The organism is Microbulbifer sp. ARAS458-1 (genome assembly GCF_045348205.1).
GTDB lineage: Bacteria > Pseudomonadota > Gammaproteobacteria > Pseudomonadales > Cellvibrionaceae > Microbulbifer.
Genome location: NZ_CP155838.1, coordinates 2,606,703 through 2,622,374 on the forward strand (window position 1 = coordinate 2,606,703; position 15,672 = coordinate 2,622,374).

The following is a 15,672-nucleotide window of genomic DNA, read 5'->3' on the forward strand; positions in this document are numbered from 1 at the left end:
GTTGTGTGTAAATCTAAAGCCCCCTATTTTTGGCCCGGATATGCCCGCAAAATCAATTGCAGTTCGCTTAGCATTCGCTTAGTTCGCTTGTGATTTTGGCTTAAATACACGCATTTTCTCAGCGTCACGGCTTCCATTCCGGTACCAGAACTCGCCCGGCTGACACGCCCGCAGCTCGCGCCAGTCAATATCAATTTCCGCCGCTACGCGCCGCGCCGCTGCGCTATCCATTGCGGATGCGTAAATATCGCCCGCATTTCCGAGCGCGTCTTTACTTATCAACTGCGGCCTCTGGCTTGTGGCGTGGATGATCCCGCCGTATTTTCGCGATTGCGTCCATAGGCGCCGGTGATATGGGTACCGCATCGGGTTTATTGGGTTCGGCCCGGCGCAGCAGTCCGAATACTCCTCAATTACCAGATAATGTGGGACGCGCCCGTCTAAAATTGACCAAACCCCCCTGGCCCACTGTTCAAAGATCGCGGGGGACGGCTCGCCGGTATATGCCACCCGGTACCCCTTTCCAGAGCGTTCGGCACTAGCCAGCAGGCGAAAGAAGTCACTCAACTTGGCTTCCCGGTGCGCCTCGTGATCCCGGTTGTTGTCCCACAGAATCACCCGCGCCCCACCCTTCGGCAAGCCACCCCGGCGCTTCAGCGTCTGACTCTTCCCCAGCCCGCTTTTCGCCAGATACAGGGTGTGCCGGTTCGGCAGTTCGGTTCTCTCGTTCTTTGCCATTTCGCTCTAATCGCTCCCGCTTCGCTTTATCTTCCGCTTTCAACTGGCGAAGAGTTTGCCGCGCCCTACGCAACAAGCCACCCAACCAAAGGCCGGCGGTTATCTCTTCCTGATATGGCATTCTGCCGGTTCCACTGGCCAAGCCGTGCTTGTCAATCGCCGGCCCCAGTGCCTCACGGCCTCCGCAGAGATCCTCTTCACTTAGCGCCAATCGATTGTCAACCAGCAGACGGGCTGCGCCCTCCCCCAGCCTCAAAACGGTCTCCGCCAGATTCTCGGCAGCGCCCGGGTCTGGCTCTGGACCAGCTCCCGCCTTTTCCGCAGCCGCGTCCTGATCCGCGATAGCTTCGCTCTGCTCGGTTGCCTTCTCCTCCGCCTCCGCCTGCCGCGCCAATAGCTCTAACTCATCCATAGCCCTGCTCCCACTGCCAACAGAGTGACACCAACGGCTGCCAGCCCCTTTCTGACCCCTCCGGCCGGTGCCTCTTTTTCCTGCTCTTCCCCGTCTGCTGCTGCGTCAATCTTTGGGTCAAAATCTCCGGAAACTGCGGCGCCGATGGCCGTCTTCCCGCCTGTTTCGTCGCTGCCCTGGCTGTCCTGGCCCTGGCTGTCCTGGCCCTGGCTTCTCTCGATTGGCTCACCCTTGGCACTGTCATCCACATTCGCCGGCTTGTGCACGGTTACCCCCTGCAGAAATTCCGCGGTATCCCAAATTTCCTGCTGTCGCTTCGGCCCCGTTCCCTGCAACAGTCCGCAACAGGCACATCGAGTGTAAAAGTGGCGCCCCCGCTTTCTCGTCTGGTACACATCGGCAACACCGCCGGCTGGACAGGTTACCGTCCCCAGTTTTGGGTTTTGATTTTCAGCCATGTTTTCTCCCTGCATTGCATTTACACCCACAGTGCGGACACGCCTTCGGCGCGGCCTTCACCCTTAAAACTCTGGAGCTGTCGGGTAACTGCAATACCAGCTCGCGGCCGGCCTGCAACGCGGTAACCTCAGCCTCTTCCAACTGAACCAATGTTTCTCTCGTGCCCTGCTCCGAAATAAAACTAGCCATTCTCACCCCCGAAATTCCAACTAATGCTGACCTCACCCGCACCGCCGGTACCCACCACCGCGATTGGAACCAACAGCGCAGCACCGGCCCACACCCCGGCCGCAACGGTTCTCACCAAAATAAACCGCCTCACGGCTTTAATTGCTTCACCCACTTTTTCCCCCAGGGTTACAGTTATTGACACAAGCCCAAGGGATCAGGCTTCGCCCGATCCTTTGCGCGCCCGCCATTCGGCGAGCGCCTTCTCACTCCGCGACGGCGACGCCACTACCGGCGCCCCCATATCCGCACCGCGCACCAGTTCCGCAGCATCACCCGGGACAACCTGCCCGGGCTCCTGCTGAACCCCATTTCTGCGAACAGTCCATTCATGCAGCCGCGTGCGAATAAACCGAGCCGCGCCGCGCATAATTACCCCGCGCAAACGGTCGACCTCTTCGCCGTATGCATTCGTCTTACAGTGCGGCAACTGCTGTGGGCGAATTGCCTGTTCTTTTCTCTTGCATTGAGGCCCGCCCATTAGCTCGACAAAGGTGCGCCAGTCACCTGCATCTGCCGCGTCTCGGATCGCCTCAAAGTGGGGAATATCCCCCAGGCCATCAATTCCACCTGCAGTAAAGTCACCACGCCGGCGCAACTCTCGCCACACGGTCACACTGATTGCGCCTATCTGCTGAAACTGACGAATGCCCCACAGCGACGCCCAGGCGGTAGCACGCTTTGCCCCCTCTTTTCCCTGGCACTCGCCCTCAATATCCCCCATATCCCCCAAATGATCCCCGGTGATATTTTTTGAAACATATTTTGCAATGTACCCGGTGGCGCTCTCGCCCTTTTCCAACCACTTAACCTCCGCGCGCACGCTCGGCTTTTCGGCTATCTCTTCCCAATCCTCAGCACACGCCAACTCCATAAAATCGGCCTCGGCCTGCTTTACGTCCGCGTCACAAAAAAACAGCCACAGGTGCCAGTGCGGCGTTCCATCGTGGTGCGGCTCCACCACGCGAAAACCGAAAGGCTTTATTCCGTGCTTTGCCCAGCGGGCACGGATACGCGCCCAGACTTTCGACAAATACCCCTGAACCTGATCCGGAGACGCCCCGTTGTAGTTGCTGTTTCGCGGCCCGTAGTGGTGCCGAGCGTGATATTTAGACGGCGCCGTCAGCGTGAAAAAACCACGGGCCAGATCCATATCGTTTGCGATCTCCTCATAACCACGCATTCTCACCATCAACTCTGAATGACGCACATGAGGGTTAGCGGTCGAACTGGCAGCGGCGTCAGCGAGGCTCACCACTTCGCCCAATTCGTTTTCTGCCTCCATACCTTCCAGCAGCTCTCGGTTGCGCTTCTGCGCATGCTGCCAGCGACGATATGCCCAATCGGAAATGTAGGGCTGCTTCTGCTTTTGTACGCGGCCAACCCCGCGTAATACCTGCTCAACCTGCCTTCCGTATTTCCGGCGCAACTGCCGACGCCACCAACGCTCACAACCCACGCGGGCCATGGCCGACATAATTTTTTCGCGGATTTTCTCGGGCGAGTCCTTCGCAGTAAGCTTTAGCGGCCATTTAACGCCGTGATCTCCGCAATGCTCCTCACACTGGTATGACGCCAAAACTAGATCCCCGTCGCACTGATCGACGGAATCCCGGCACCAGTCCGCCGCCTGCTTTGCCAGATCACAAATCTCATCATCACCCATTGTGGCGGACGCGCTACGCCCCAGGCCGATTCCCAACGGCGTATAAACAGGAACCTGCAATTCAGCATCCATATCACGCAGATGCGCATTTGCGCGGCTATATCCGCTCGAACGACAATCCCGCGCATAAGTGGCAACCAAATCAGAAACAATCGGTAAATGCTCATTTATAAGCGCATCCCGCCAGCGCCAAATCTCTAGAGGCATTCGGTTGTTGAACTGTTCTAACGCCGTAATCTTTTCCATTTGCCAGATCTTCAATTCCTGGCAGGGCCACGACTAAAACGAAGATCAAAGCCAAAAAAAAGCCGTTCCGTTTATTCTGGTTCACTGCGTCCCCGCCATATATAAAAAAAGCCGCACTAAGGCGGCTCTATTCAGAATTTAATTGCACCGTATAAATATAACGACAACATCACGGCACTAAAAAATAGGTAGGCGGTTAGCATCCGTTGCCCTCCACTTTATCAGGAGCAATTATTCTGCCCGGCCCACCCTGAATAAAACCTTAATTATTGCGCAATCACGCCTTGCTGCTGTAGGCCGACATTTACGGAGAGTAAAATATCTCGCGCCTTACGATATTCGAGCGGCTCACCGGTAATCACTTTTTTCGTATTGCGGGCCATTTCGGCGGCCTCTTGTGGGGTCAGCAGCAATTCAACGCGCACCAGCTTTTCACCGTTCATGCCGCCACCTTCTGCGTTTTGATCTGCGCTGCAGCTTCGGTTGCAGCAACAAGGTCATATTGCAGACCCTTGCAGCGCGGGCACGGGATACTCCCCCCCATTCGCACGGCGCCGCCGCTCTTGCGCTCAATCGGTGAAAGCTGCCCGGTTTGGGCGTCATATGCGAAAAGATCAGATGCGGTATATAGCCAGCCCGCACCCTTGCAGCACGGACACGGAAAGGTGCGAGCCATATCCGTTAATTCTGTATTTTTTATTTTTTCTTCAATGCCCATGGTTACGCCGTCGATAAATTCGGCGAGGCACTTATGGTTTTTTATGCGGTTCAGCTCCGATTCAATGAAGCTGGTTAATTCTTTGCGCGGCACATTTTCCACGTGGCTTGCTCCTTACTTGTATTAGTCGGCCTGCTCGACTGCCCCCCGAGGGGGGCTACCTACAAGCAGGCAGGGACAAAGTAATCAAGTCACGGATTTACCGTCAAGCCACGAATTTACTAACGCCTAAACGAACGGAATCTTATAATGCAAAAATATTCTAAGGACAGGGGCGAGAGAATGCTCACCACAGTCGACATTTTGGACATGCTTAAACACAAGCTCGGGAGTGACTACCGCACCGCGAAAGTACTGGATATAAGTACACAGCGGATCAGTCAATTACGGAACAAAGGCGGGTCATTTACAGACGAACAATCACTTAAAATCGCTGAAATTCTAGAGGTTCCAGGCGAAACTATCATTCTTAGCATGGTGGCCGAGCGCTCGACCAAATCACCGGCATTTGACCTGCTGCGACGCCTTGCGGAATCTCACACCCCAAAGATTTACGCCGCCGCTAGCGCGGTAGTGGTGGCCATTTTGGCCAACCTCCCCTCCCCCGCCGTTTTCCCTCTGATTTAACGAAAAATGCCCGGTCTCAGCCGGGCACGTTGAATTAGACGACCGCCTAAATTATTGATTTTTCCGCCATTTTTGTACACAAAACATACAATAAACAGTATTGGACATAACTGAAACCCTCTCCGTATAAGGCCTGTAGCCTACCAGTTAGAAAAACAGCAAACCTACGTCACATTGGCACATGGCAAATTAGCCACGCGGCGGGTCTGGATACCTCGAAAAGCACAAGTCAAAATCAGCCGATTCTGGCTTGATCGCTTCCAGCTCTGACCATATTTCCAAGATCACCGATTGGACCTGGCTGGCCTGCTCAGCTGATCCAGTTCGGGCCTCGATGGTTGGTCGATCCAGCCCGGCAAAAAACTCTCGAGCCGATGCAATTTCATCGGCGAAAAACGTAAATGTACTCCTTCACTTCCAACCCCTTAGTTCTAAAATATCAACAAAACGATGACTTGATTTAATTTTGGCTAAAATTTCCAGAATACCGGTCGCCCCTCTAATAGTGGCGCATTGGACCGCGCCACGTTAGCGGAACACATAACTCGCTACGGTACGCTCGCAACGATGGGAAAACCTTTTAGACCGTGAAATAGATTAAACCGTACTACGAAGTCCACTATTTATCGATTTTAGATATGCACTGAACGCAGGTACAGAGGCGATTGCGAGAGTCGCGATAAGCACTGCGCCGACAAGCTTCAAGGTTTCGCTTGTTAGCGGTGTCGCGGTCAGATAAATGCCAAAACGCTCGTTCACCAATGGCTCCAACAGCCACTGACCGGCCAAGACCGCAGAAAATGCGCCTGCGGCCCCAAGCAGTACCACCAATAGCGCCTCCGCCTGAATCAGCAAAAACAATTGCAGCGGCCCCGCGCCAATCACCCGTAGCAATGCAATCTCCCTGCGCCGTTCACGCATGGATGTAAGCAACATGATGCAAAGGCCAAGCAACGCTGCAAGAACCACCATGGCGGAGATCAACAATAATATTTTCTCTACCATACCGAGCATTTGCCACATCTGGGATAGCGCTACGCCGGGCAAAATGGCAAGTAGCGGTTCGCCGCGGTACTGATTGATCTGTCGCTGTAGCTGAAAGGTAGCCACGCGGGAAACCAGCCCGAGCATAAATGCAGTAATACTACTGGGTGTCAGATCCGTATGTTCCTGTGCGTGGGGTTTGTGTACCGCTTCCATCCCTTCGAGACTGATGTAAAGGGCTCGATCCACCGGAGTGCCTGTGGCTTCGAGTATCCCGCTGATGATAAATGGGTGCTCTTCGTGGTGGCTGAAGCTGGTACTTCCCAGCCCGTGTGCGAGCACCAGGGAGTCTCCCCGTTCATATTTCAGCTGTTGTGCCACTGCGGCACCGAGTACCACATCGTGTGTTTCTGAGAAAGGGCGGCCACTGGCAAAGGTCAGCGCCCTGCTCTGGCCATATTGGTAGTGACGGAAAAAGTCATCGCTGGTACCCACAACCCGGTAACCGCGGTGAGAATCACCAAGGGAAATCGGAATCGTCCAGGCAATGCGTGGCTGCTCGGCTATATCGCGATACGCCTGCCAGGAAATATTGTTACTGGGTGTGCCGATGCGAAATACACTGTACAAGAGAAGGTTGATCTCGCCGGTGCGCGCGCCGACGATCAGGTCTACCCCAGAGACGGTGCGATTGAAGCTATCACGCGCTTGGTTGCGAACCTGTTCGACCCCGAGAAGTACCGTCAGGCTCACTGCGACCGAGAGTACCGCGAGAAGCACACTACCGCGGCGATGCATCAGGCTGCGCCAGGCGAGTTTAAGCAACATCGACGGCCTCCGGTTGCCAGGCCTGGTTCAGTTCTCGCATATCGGCGGTCACTGCAAAGTGTTGTGCCAATGTCGTGTCGTGACTGACAAAAATCAGTGTGTTTTCCGTGCCGGCGTAGCTTTCCATCAGCAACTGTACAAACGCATCGCGGGCATCCCGGTCCAGTGCGGACGTGGGTTCGTCTACGAGTAACAGTTGAGGCTGGTTGATGAGCGCGCGGGCAATGGCCACGCGCTGTTGTTGTCCCACACTGAGTGCTTCTGCGGGGCGTTGTAGCAGGTTATGGGGCAGCTTCAGCTGCGCAATCAAAGCTGCTGCCCGTTCGCGCACGTCGCCGCCACCGCCAAACTGCGCCGCAAGGCGGAGATTATCCATCACGCTGAGATAAGGAATCAGATTGAACTGCTGAAATACCACACCGATATGCTGTGCGCGATACTTGTCGCGTCCGCGATTACTCAATGCATTCAGTGACTGCCCGAAAATCTCTAGTTGTCCCTCCCCTTTCTTTGCAACCAACGTTCCCGAAAGTAAGTTCAGAAGCGTGGATTTGCCGGAGCCGGAGGGACCGCGCAGGAATACGCGGCTTCCCTGCGGCACTTGCCAATCGGCAACGTCCAGCACAGGGGCCGTGTTCCCGTAAGCAAACCGGAGGTTGTCTATGGCGACGGCGATGGCTTTCATGGCACCGCTGCTACCGGTAATTCGCCATTGCGCAGGCAGGCACTCTGATGCTCTGCTTCCCCTTTTAATACCGGCACCTGTTCGGCGCAGACCTCGGCTGCGTGGGGGCAGCGGGTGCGGAAGACGCAGCCACTTGGGGGATTGATCGGCGAAGGCAGATCCCCTTCGAGTAACTGAATCTGTTTGTCTTTTTCTTTTTTGGGGTCCGGAATCGGCACCGCAGACATCAATGCCTGGGTGTATGGGTGCCGGGGGCCGGCAAAGAGCTTGTCCTTGGTGCCAACCTCTACCGCATTGCCAAGATACATGACGATCACACGGTCGGAGATGTGCTTCACCACGGACAGATCGTGGGCAATAAAAATCAGCGACAGGTTCATTTCCCGTTGCAGTTGCTTGAGCAGGTTGACCACCTGCGCCTGAATCGAAACGTCCAGTGCAGAGACTGGCTCATCGCAGATAATCAGTTTCGGGTCGAGAATCAGTGCGCGGGCAATACCGATGCGCTGGCATTGCCCACCGGAAAATTCGTGCGGGTAGCGGTTGACCAGATTGGGCAGAAGCCCCACCTTTTTCATCATTGCCTGCACCCGTTCAGCGACCTCCGGCTTGGGGATATCGGGGCGCAGCGTGCGCAATGGTTCGGCAATAATATCGCCAATGGTCATGCGCGGATTGAGTGAGGCCAGTGGATCCTGAAAGATCATCTGGATGTCTTTGCGGGTGGCGCGCAGGGATTTTTCATCCAGCGCGGTGAGATCCTGGCCGAGCCACAAAACGTTGCCATCGGTCACTTTGGTAAGCCCGATAATGGCGCGCGCCAGAGTCGATTTCCCGCAGCCAGATTCCCCCACAATGCCGAGGGTTTCTCCGGCATAGAGCTTCAGGTCCACACCATTCACCGCCTTCAGGTTGGCGGGTTTGGTCCACGGCCAGGCGTTTTCCTGCTTGATGGAAAAGTGCACCTTAAGCGCCTGTACATCCAGCAAAACTTCGTTGTCAGTGTGTTGTATATTCTGCATCAGCTGGCCTCCAGAATTTCGGCTAAATCCGCGTGGCAGGCACGCATGCGCGTTTGCTCGAAAGCGGTCAGTGCGGGGGCCTGCTGGCGGCAGTGCTCCTGTACCCGATGACAGCGTTCCTGAAATGGGCAGCCGCTGGGCAGATTGAGCAGGTTGGGCGGATTGCCGGGTATGGTGGGTAGTGCACCCTCTTCTGAATCAAGCCGAGGAATCGCCTGCAGCAGCCCCTCGCTGTACGGATGGCTTGGACGATAGAAAATATCGTCAGCGCTGCCGTACTCCATGGTGCGCCCGGCATACATGACCAGTACCTTGTCACAGGCACCGGCTACCACGCCGAGGTCGTGGGTAATCATGATGATGGCGGTATTGAAATCCCGCTTCAGCTCGTTCAATAGCGTCAGAATCTGCGCTTGAACCGTCACATCAAGCGCGGTGGTGGGCTCATCGGCAATCAGCAGTTCTGGCCGGCAGAGCAGCGCCATGGCAATCATCACCCGTTGGCGCATCCCCCCGGAGAACTCGTGGGGATACATATTGAGGCGTTTGTGTGCCTCTGGAATCTTTACCGCATCGAGCATCTGCCTGGCTTCGACAAGGGCGTCCCCTTTGCTCAATCCCTTGTGTTTGACCAGCACCTCCGCCAGTTGATTGCCCACTTTCATATAGGGGTTCAGCGAAGTCATCGGGTCCTGAAAAATCATTGCGATTTTGTTGGCGCGAATCCGGTTCAATTCGCGTTCGGGCAAACCCAGAATCTCCTGGCCTTTAAAATTGGCGCTGCCGCTGACAATGCCATTCTTCGCCAGCAGTCCCATCATCGCGAATACAGTCTGGGTTTTACCGGATCCGGATTCGCCGACAATACCAAGGGTTTCTCCCGCGTCGAGGGAGAAATTCAGGTCATTGACGGCGGTAACAGCCCCTTCCGGGGTGGTGAACTCGACGCGGAGGTCTTTCACATTCAGTAAACTCATGGGTACCTCTCTAGCGATCTTTCGGGTCCAGCGCATCGCGCAGGCCGTCACCAATGAAATTGAAACAGAACAGGGTCGTCACCATAAAGAGCGCGGGCACAATCAACTGCCAGAGGGCGATCTCCATGGTCTGGGCGCCCTCGTTCATCAGTGAGCCCCAGGAGGTCATGGGTTCCTGAACACCCAGTCCCAGGAAACTGAGGAAGGACTCGAACAGGATCATCTGCGGCACCAGCAGCGTGGCATACACCGCGACGATGCCCAGTACGTTGGGAACAATATGCCGGGTAATCATGGCCCACTTGGATACCCCGTAAACGGTGGCCGCCTCGACGAACTCCTTGCTTTTAATGCTCAGGGTCTGACCGCGCACGATCCGCGCCATATCCAGCCAGCTGACTGCGCCAATGGCGATAAAGATCAGCAGGATATTGCGACCGAAGAACGTCACCAGCAGGATGACGAAGAACATAAACGGGAAAGAGTAAAGAATTTCCAGCGTACGCATCATGACACGGTCGGTGCGACCGCCGACAAAGCCTGCGGTGGCGCCGTAGAGGGTGCCAATCAGGACCGCCACCAGTGCCCCCATCACACCCACCATCAGCGAGATGCGTCCGCCCATGGCGGTACGTACAAACAGGTCGCGGCCGAGTGAGTCGGTGCCGAAGTAGTGGCCGGAGGCCAGTGAAGGTGCCGCGTGCATTGCGCCCCAGTCTACTTCATCAAACGCAAACTGGCTCAAAGCCGGACCGATAAAAACAAACAGCGTGACCAGTGCAAGAATGATCAGGCTGGTCAGGGCGGCGCGGTTATTGAAAAAGCGGCGGCGCGCGTCGTCCCACAAGCTGCGGCCTTTGACTTCCAGCTGTGTAGAAAGGTTTTCAACCGCTTCTCTATTGGCAGTAGTCGATAACATCAGAGTGACCTCAGCTTACGCGTAGCGGATTTTGGGGTCGACCACTGCGTACAGAATGTCGACAATCGCATTGAAAGTGATGGTGAGCGCGCCGACCAGAATGGTCAGGCCCAATACCATGGAGTAGTCGCGGTTGAGGGCGCCATTGACAAATAACTGGCCGATTCCGGGTAAACCAAAAATGGTCTCGATCACCACCGAGCCGGTGATAATGCCCACTAGCGCAGGCCCCAGATAGGACAGCACCGGCAAAATGGCCGGCCGCAGTGCGTGGCGCACGATGATATAGGGCACGGACAGGCCCTTGGCTTTGGCGGTACGGATAAAATTGGAGTTCAGGACCTCAATCATGCTGCCGCGCATAATGCGGGAGATGGACGCGATGTAGTACAGGGACATCCCCAGCACCGGCAGCACCACATACTGGGCCGCACCATTGTGCCAGCCACCCGCGGGCAACCAGTCGAGCCAGATAGCGAAGATCAATACCAGTAACGGAGCGAGTACAAAACTGGGTATCACCACTCCGGCCATGGCGCTGGTCATGATGGTGTAGTCGAGCCAGGTGTTCTGACGCAGCGCGGCGATGGTGCCGAAGCACACCCCGCAGGTGACCGCGACAATAAACGCAAACAGGCCAATCTTGACCGAGACCGGCAAGGCCTGGGCCACCAGCTCGTTCACACTGAAGTCTTTGTATTTGAAGGATGGACCGAGATCACCCTGCAGCAGACCACCGAGATAGCTGAAGTACTGCTGGTAGACCGGCTTGTCGAAACCGTATTTTGCCTCGATATTCGCCATCACCTCTGGGGTCATGGTGATTTCAGCGGAGAAAGGATTGCCGGGCGCAAAGCGCATCAGGAAGAAGGAGACCGTAATCAGAATAAACAGCGTGGGAATGGCTTCCAGCACGCGCTTGATGATAAATCGGAGCATATGGAACTTCTTTTATAGCTTTTGTTGGTAACGTTCTTGTTGTGAATGGCTTCCCTGCTAAAAAATACCCGGAGCCCGCTCTGAAGCTCCGGGTTTTTGGTTAGTGCTCGATGATCCACATATCTTTTGAGTAGTAGTTATCCAGCGGATCAGCGGCGTAGCCGCCCACGTGGGGCTTGACCATATGCTGGATGACGTACTGGTAAATCGGCGCGATGGGCATATCTTCCGCGAGAATTTCTTCCGCCTGCGCGTAGTATTCCGCACGCTTGCCCATATCCATTTCTTTGGAGCTTTTCGCCAGTAAAGCGTCGTAGGAGGGGTTGCTGTATTTGGCGTAGTTACTGCCGCCATCGGTCAGCAACAGTTTCAGCATAGTGGACGGTTCGTTGTAATCCCCAATCCAACCGGCGCGGGCAATATCAAAATCGGTATTGGCGCGGGTGGAGAGGTAGGTCTTCCACTCCTGGTTTTCCAGGGTGACATCCACATGCTGCAAGTTCTGTTTCCACATGGCACTGATGGCGACGGCTACTTTTTTGTGGTTGTCATTGGTGTTGTACAGCACGCTGAATTTGAGCGGGTTGTCCGCGGTGTAACCGGCTTCCGCCAGCAGCGCCTTGGCCTTGGCGACACGATCCGCTTGAGCGAGCTGGCTCCAGGGCGTCGGCGGTACGTCAAAGCCCTTGACCACGCCGGGGGTAAGATGGAATGAAGGCTCCTCGCCGCGCCCCATCACCTTGTAGGCCATGATGTCACGGTCGATGGCGAAGGCCAGTGCCTTGCGCACGCGTGCGTCGTCAAACGGCGGGCGTGTGGTGTTGAATTCGTAGTAATAGGTACCGATGTAGGGGGTGGTTTTGACTTCGTCCCCGCGCTCTTTTTTCAGGCGACCGATATGTTCGATGGGGATAGAGTAAGCAAAGTCGATTTCACCGGCCTCGTAGCGCTTCAGCTCCGCATTGGGTGAGGCAATTGGCAGGTTGCGCACCTTCTCGAGTTTTACATTGGCCGCATCCCAGTAAAGATCATTCTTCACGTACTCGATACGTTCATTGACTACCCACTCGGTAAGCTTGAAGGCGCCGTTACCCACGTAGTTCCCTACCCGGGTCCACTGATCGCCAAATTTTTCCACGGTTGCCTGATGCACCGGTGAAGTGGAGGCATGTACCAGCATGGAGACAAAATACGGTACCGGCGCTTCCAGAGAAACCTTCAAAGTCTTGGGGTCCAGGGCCTCTACCCCGAGATTCTCGGGCGGCTGCTTGCCCTCGCTGATGTCCTGGGCATTCTTTACCTTGGCGGCGGCGAGATACCAGGCGTATTTGGAAGCGGTGGCCGGATCCACCAGGCGACGCCAGGAAAAGACGAAGTCGTCGGCGGTGACCGGATCACCATTGGTCCATTTGGCATCATCACGCAGCTTGAAGATATAGGTCTGGTTGTCCGTGGTTTCCCAACTTTCCGCGACGGCCGGACGGACACCGCCATCCGGAGCGGCAATTACCAGTGTTTCCATCAGATCGCGCAATAGTGCGGATTCGACGGTACCGGAGATCTTGTGCGGGTCCAGGGATTCTGGTTCTGAGCCGCCCCCGCGCACCAGTGTCTGATCTGCGGCGAGTTTGGTTGGGTCGAGTGCTGCTGCGGGGGTACTGGTGTCTGTGCTGGGCTCCGAGGGGCCACCGCAGGCGGCAAGGCCAAACAGGGCCGTCAGAAGCGCCCCCAGATACCAGCTACGGCGAGAGTGGGAAGATTGGTTGCGTCGCATCATTTATTACTCATTTGTTCTTTTGGAACTTGGTTTATTGTGTGCTTGGCTCTGCGGGCGATCAGCCCGCCGATTAGACTTTATACCGCAAATGTCGCGAAAAGTTCTGCTTGGGTGGCCAGGTACTGCATTGGCGCTTGCTTATATCGCGATGGCGCCTGAAAAGACCGACTCTGCAAGATCACTGCCAATCCAATCAGACAGAAATCGCGACTGGCTGCATCGACCTTTTATGGCGTTTCCTTCAGGGAAGCTAAGCTGTACGATGCAACATATCGTAAAAGATCAGACATTTACACGCCATGCTCAATCGAAACAACAGAACCGGCCGTTCACTATCGTTCACCCTCATACTAGCAGCCTCACTGGGTGTTGGCTGTAGTGATGAAAATCGCGAGGCGGAGCGCGCAAGCGACGCTCAGACGACTGTCGCCTCTGATCCTAACGCTGACATATCAGCCCCCGGCGAACCGGCAGCGTCGGCCGAGCAAGCAACCGTGGACTACCGGGAGGTCAAATGGGAGGAACTGATTCCCCAGGAAGACCTGGACGCCCTGCTCAACCCGCCCGATTACTACGCAATGATCCCTGAGGGCTCCGACGAAGACGTATTCCCTACTGAAGAGCCTCTCACCATTGATGGGCCCGCCAGTGCCGAGATGGCGCGCTACCAGCAGGCGCTCCAGTCCGCCAAGATCAAGCCGGAGTTCGATCAACAGCAGGTGCGCATTCCTGGCTTTGTGGTGCCGTTGGAGTTTGATGACGACCAGACCATTACCCGTTTCCTGCTGGTGCCCTACTTCGGCGCCTGTATGCACCTGCCACCACCACCGCCGAACCAGGTGATCTACGCGAACTTCCCCGACGGGTTCCAGGTAGAATTTCTCTACGACCCGGTGTACATCGAGGGAGAGTTGCGCACGCTGCCAGAAGATACCGAGCGCGGTAATGCGGCCTACTCCATGAATGTGGCGCGGGTGTCTGCCTACGAAGAATAAACCGTGGCGTGCGCACCCCGTAATGGGAGCGCGTACGCGCATTTTGGGCTAAAGACTACAGTGTGCGTGGAATCTGCGATGAGTGGTGGTGCAGAATCGGATTGGGGCTGGCGAGGTCGATCACATAGCTGAATCGCGCCTCGAAGTTGAGCAGTTCGCCGTCAACCGCGAAGCGCCAGTTGTAAATGCCCCCAGGGTGTACTGGTCACTTTTCATTTCCTGGACGGTCAGGGTCTTTTCGTGGAGCGCAATGCTCAACTCTGGACGGCTTCCCAGCTTTTCAAAATAATCGCGCAGCTTTTCCGGTGTGTTCAGTATCCGGTTTGAAAATGTTGGGATCAGCACGGCGTGCGGGTCATACAGGTTCAGCAGGCGCTCTACGTCCGCGCCATTAACCGCCTGCATCCATTGGTCCAAAATATCTCGTGGGCTGTGGTCCATCGGTCTAGCTTCCTCGAATCGTCATGAGTAGTTTCTTCTGGCTGTTCGCCTACCTATTGGCTGTCTGCCAGCTTCGAAGCGCTGGCTCGCCGGGTGAACACCTTACAAGCTGTAGAACACGTTTCTGTTGTTTCTACGTCCGCTGACCATTATGATATGTTGTATCGTAAATGTGAAAGTAAGGCGCTTAGATGCCGGAAGAGGGTTTCATGAGCTCTGTCAATGTCGCCCAGAAGGCCTTTCACGGGGCAGTCGACCAGAACAACCTACCTCGAGTCACGCCAGTTCACGTTGTGGGGGGCGCCGGGATCGCGCCTTCCATACAGCCGGACCGCGCAGCCTCCCCAGTATCCCGCCGTGCGGCGTTTACCCCTACCCCAGATGCATTTGCGGATATCTATGAGGATGAGGTGCATCTGTCCATATGGCAGCGCCGCCTGGAACCGGCACTCATTGAAGAATGTGCGGCTTTCCTCAATCAAAAAGGCTTCAACAGTCATCGCCTGGTGGTGCCAAAGGTAAAAATCCAAAACCTGGGCGACGTGATACCGGGTCTCGATGCGTTCCCGAATTTATGCGCGGATATCGAGCTGCTGGCCGATATGTTCACTTGCCTGTTTGATCTGAGCGCCATTGGCATCCGTCTGAGTGTGCTGAGCGACACCATGTGCCCGCGCTTTCATGTGGATCGGGTGCCCTGCCGCCTGATCACAACATATTCCGGTGTGGCGACTGAATGGTTGCCCCACGATCAGCTGGATCGCACCAAGCTGGGTGCCGGCAGCGGTGGGCTCAGCGATGCGGAAAGTGGCCTCTATCCCTTTACTCAATCCATTCAGTCACTGGCTGCTGGCGAGGTAGCACTACTGAAAGGCGAGCTGTGGGCGGGCAATGAAGGTGCGGGTCTCGTGCACCGATCCCCAGCCGTCGAGCCTGGCAGCCAGCGCCTGATTCTTACCTTTGACATTGCGTCTTCTGACGACTGATTCTGAACGATTTGTTTCAAGGACT

The 15,672-nt window shown here is 55.8% G+C and carries 16 protein-coding genes; 3 read left to right on the plus strand and 13 right to left on the minus strand.

Translation table 11 applies throughout. The annotated features are described in order from the left end of the window. Positions 1 to 78 precede the first annotated feature (78 nt). The 5 genes from AAFH99_RS10760 to AAFH99_RS10780 all read right to left on the minus strand — a co-directional run bounded on the left by AAFH99_RS10760 (position 79) and on the right by AAFH99_RS10780 (position 4,569). Positions 79 to 738, minus strand: a complete 660-nt coding sequence (locus tag AAFH99_RS10760; protein WP_406827722.1) for a hypothetical protein — start codon at positions 736 to 738, stop codon at positions 79 to 81. A 399-nt stretch (positions 739 to 1,137) separates the two neighbouring features. Continuing rightward, positions 1,138 to 1,608, minus strand: a complete 471-nt coding sequence (locus tag AAFH99_RS10765) for a hypothetical protein (protein ID WP_406827723.1) — start codon at positions 1,606 to 1,608, stop codon at positions 1,138 to 1,140. Between the two features lie 386 nt (positions 1,609 to 1,994). Then, complete coding sequence (locus AAFH99_RS10770; protein ID WP_406827724.1) at positions 1,995 to 3,764, minus strand: replication endonuclease; 1,770 nt, start codon at positions 3,762 to 3,764, stop codon at positions 1,995 to 1,997. Positions 3,765 to 4,015: 251 nt separating this feature from the next. Continuing rightward, positions 4,016 to 4,192, minus strand: coding sequence for a hypothetical protein (locus AAFH99_RS10775; RefSeq protein ID WP_406827725.1), 177 nt, complete (start codon positions 4,190 to 4,192; stop codon positions 4,016 to 4,018). After that, complete coding sequence (locus AAFH99_RS10780) at positions 4,189 to 4,569, minus strand: hypothetical protein (RefSeq protein WP_406827726.1); 381 nt, start codon at positions 4,567 to 4,569, stop codon at positions 4,189 to 4,191. Before AAFH99_RS10780 ends, AAFH99_RS10775 begins: the two co-directional genes overlap by 4 nt. 147 nt (positions 4,570 to 4,716) lie before the next feature. Between AAFH99_RS10780 and AAFH99_RS10785 the strand changes: the two genes are divergently transcribed. Next, complete coding sequence (locus AAFH99_RS10785; RefSeq protein WP_406827727.1) at positions 4,717 to 5,094, plus strand: hypothetical protein; 378 nt, start codon at positions 4,717 to 4,719, stop codon at positions 5,092 to 5,094. A 597-nt stretch (positions 5,095 to 5,691) separates the two neighbouring features. On the opposite strand, the gene AAFH99_RS10790 is transcribed toward AAFH99_RS10785, so the two are convergent. The 7 genes from AAFH99_RS10790 to AAFH99_RS10820 form a co-directional block, all read right to left on the minus strand. Next, complete coding sequence (locus AAFH99_RS10790) at positions 5,692 to 6,906, minus strand: ABC transporter permease (protein ID WP_406827728.1); 1,215 nt, start codon at positions 6,904 to 6,906, stop codon at positions 5,692 to 5,694. Continuing rightward, complete coding sequence (locus tag AAFH99_RS10795; protein ID WP_043316316.1) at positions 6,896 to 7,591, minus strand: ABC transporter ATP-binding protein; 696 nt, start codon at positions 7,589 to 7,591, stop codon at positions 6,896 to 6,898. Before AAFH99_RS10795 ends, AAFH99_RS10790 begins: the two co-directional genes overlap by 11 nt. Next, positions 7,588 to 8,613, minus strand: coding sequence for a murein tripeptide/oligopeptide ABC transporter ATP binding protein OppF (oppF, locus tag AAFH99_RS10800; protein WP_406827729.1), 1,026 nt, complete (start codon positions 8,611 to 8,613; stop codon positions 7,588 to 7,590). The genes AAFH99_RS10795 and oppF overlap by 4 nt, the downstream gene beginning before the upstream one ends. After that, positions 8,613 to 9,590, minus strand: a complete 978-nt coding sequence (oppD, locus tag AAFH99_RS10805; protein WP_406827730.1) for an oligopeptide ABC transporter ATP-binding protein OppD — start codon at positions 9,588 to 9,590, stop codon at positions 8,613 to 8,615. Before oppD ends, oppF begins: the two co-directional genes overlap by 1 nt. A 10-nt stretch (positions 9,591 to 9,600) precedes the next feature. Further along, complete coding sequence (oppC, locus tag AAFH99_RS10810) at positions 9,601 to 10,509, minus strand: oligopeptide ABC transporter permease OppC (protein ID WP_043316311.1); 909 nt, start codon at positions 10,507 to 10,509, stop codon at positions 9,601 to 9,603. A 15-nt stretch (positions 10,510 to 10,524) separates the two neighbouring features. Next, entirely contained in the window at positions 10,525 to 11,448 is a 924-nt protein-coding gene (gene oppB / locus AAFH99_RS10815) for an oligopeptide ABC transporter permease OppB (RefSeq protein WP_406827731.1), read from the minus strand. A 100-nt stretch (positions 11,449 to 11,548) separates the two neighbouring features. Continuing rightward, positions 11,549 to 13,225 carry a peptide ABC transporter substrate-binding protein gene (locus AAFH99_RS10820; RefSeq protein ID WP_406827732.1) on the minus strand — a complete coding sequence of 559 codons (1,677 nt, stop codon included), beginning with the start codon at positions 13,223 to 13,225 and terminating at the stop codon, positions 11,549 to 11,551. Positions 13,226 to 13,719: 494 nt separating this feature from the next. Here AAFH99_RS10820 and AAFH99_RS10825 point away from each other — a divergent pair, with 494 nt between their 5' ends. Continuing rightward, positions 13,720 to 14,220 (plus strand): DUF3299 domain-containing protein, encoded by a 501-nt coding sequence (locus AAFH99_RS10825; RefSeq protein ID WP_406827733.1) that lies wholly within the window; start codon positions 13,720 to 13,722, stop codon positions 14,218 to 14,220. Positions 14,221 to 14,340: 120 nt separating this feature from the next. Here the strand turns inward: AAFH99_RS10825 and AAFH99_RS10830 are convergent, their stop codons facing one another. Beyond that, entirely contained in the window at positions 14,341 to 14,661 is a 321-nt protein-coding gene (locus AAFH99_RS10830) for a nuclear transport factor 2 family protein (protein WP_406827734.1), read from the minus strand. 209 nt (positions 14,662 to 14,870) lie between these two features. Here AAFH99_RS10830 and AAFH99_RS10835 point away from each other — a divergent pair, with 209 nt between their 5' ends. Next, a complete protein-coding gene (locus AAFH99_RS10835; RefSeq protein ID WP_406827735.1) occupies positions 14,871 to 15,647 on the plus strand; it encodes a DUF1826 domain-containing protein in 777 nt (258 codons plus the stop codon). The last annotated feature ends 25 nt before the right edge of the window (positions 15,648 to 15,672 follow it).

Bases quoted from the DNA above. Each gene is read 5' to 3' on its own strand.
- AAFH99_RS10775 (WP_406827725.1), bottom strand. From the start codon at position 4,192: ATGAACGGTGAAAAGCTGGTGCGCGTTGAATTGCTGCTGACCCCACAA.
- AAFH99_RS10830 (WP_406827734.1), bottom strand. From the start codon at position 14,661: ATGGACCACAGCCCACGAGATATTTTGGACCAATGGATGCAGGCGGTT.
- AAFH99_RS10765 (WP_406827723.1), bottom strand. From the start codon at position 1,608: ATGGCTGAAAATCAAAACCCAAAACTGGGGACGGTAACCTGTCCAGCC.
- oppB (WP_406827731.1), bottom strand. From the start codon at position 11,448: ATGCTCCGATTTATCATCAAGCGCGTGCTGGAAGCCATTCCCACGCTG.
- AAFH99_RS10790 (WP_406827728.1), bottom strand. From the start codon at position 6,906: ATGTTGCTTAAACTCGCCTGGCGCAGCCTGATGCATCGCCGCGGTAGT.
- oppC (WP_043316311.1), bottom strand. From the start codon at position 10,509: ATGTTATCGACTACTGCCAATAGAGAAGCGGTTGAAAACCTTTCTACA.
- AAFH99_RS10835 (WP_406827735.1), top strand. From the start codon at position 14,871: ATGAGCTCTGTCAATGTCGCCCAGAAGGCCTTTCACGGGGCAGTCGAC.
- AAFH99_RS10820 (WP_406827732.1), bottom strand. From the start codon at position 13,225: ATGATGCGACGCAACCAATCTTCCCACTCTCGCCGTAGCTGGTATCTG.
- oppF (WP_406827729.1), bottom strand. From the start codon at position 8,613: ATGCAGAATATACAACACACTGACAACGAAGTTTTGCTGGATGTACAG.
- oppD (WP_406827730.1), bottom strand. From the start codon at position 9,590: ATGAGTTTACTGAATGTGAAAGACCTCCGCGTCGAGTTCACCACCCCG.
- AAFH99_RS10785 (WP_406827727.1), top strand. From the start codon at position 4,717: ATGCAAAAATATTCTAAGGACAGGGGCGAGAGAATGCTCACCACAGTC.
- AAFH99_RS10795 (WP_043316316.1), bottom strand. From the start codon at position 7,591: ATGAAAGCCATCGCCGTCGCCATAGACAACCTCCGGTTTGCTTACGGG.
- AAFH99_RS10760 (WP_406827722.1), bottom strand. From the start codon at position 738: ATGGCAAAGAACGAGAGAACCGAACTGCCGAACCGGCACACCCTGTAT.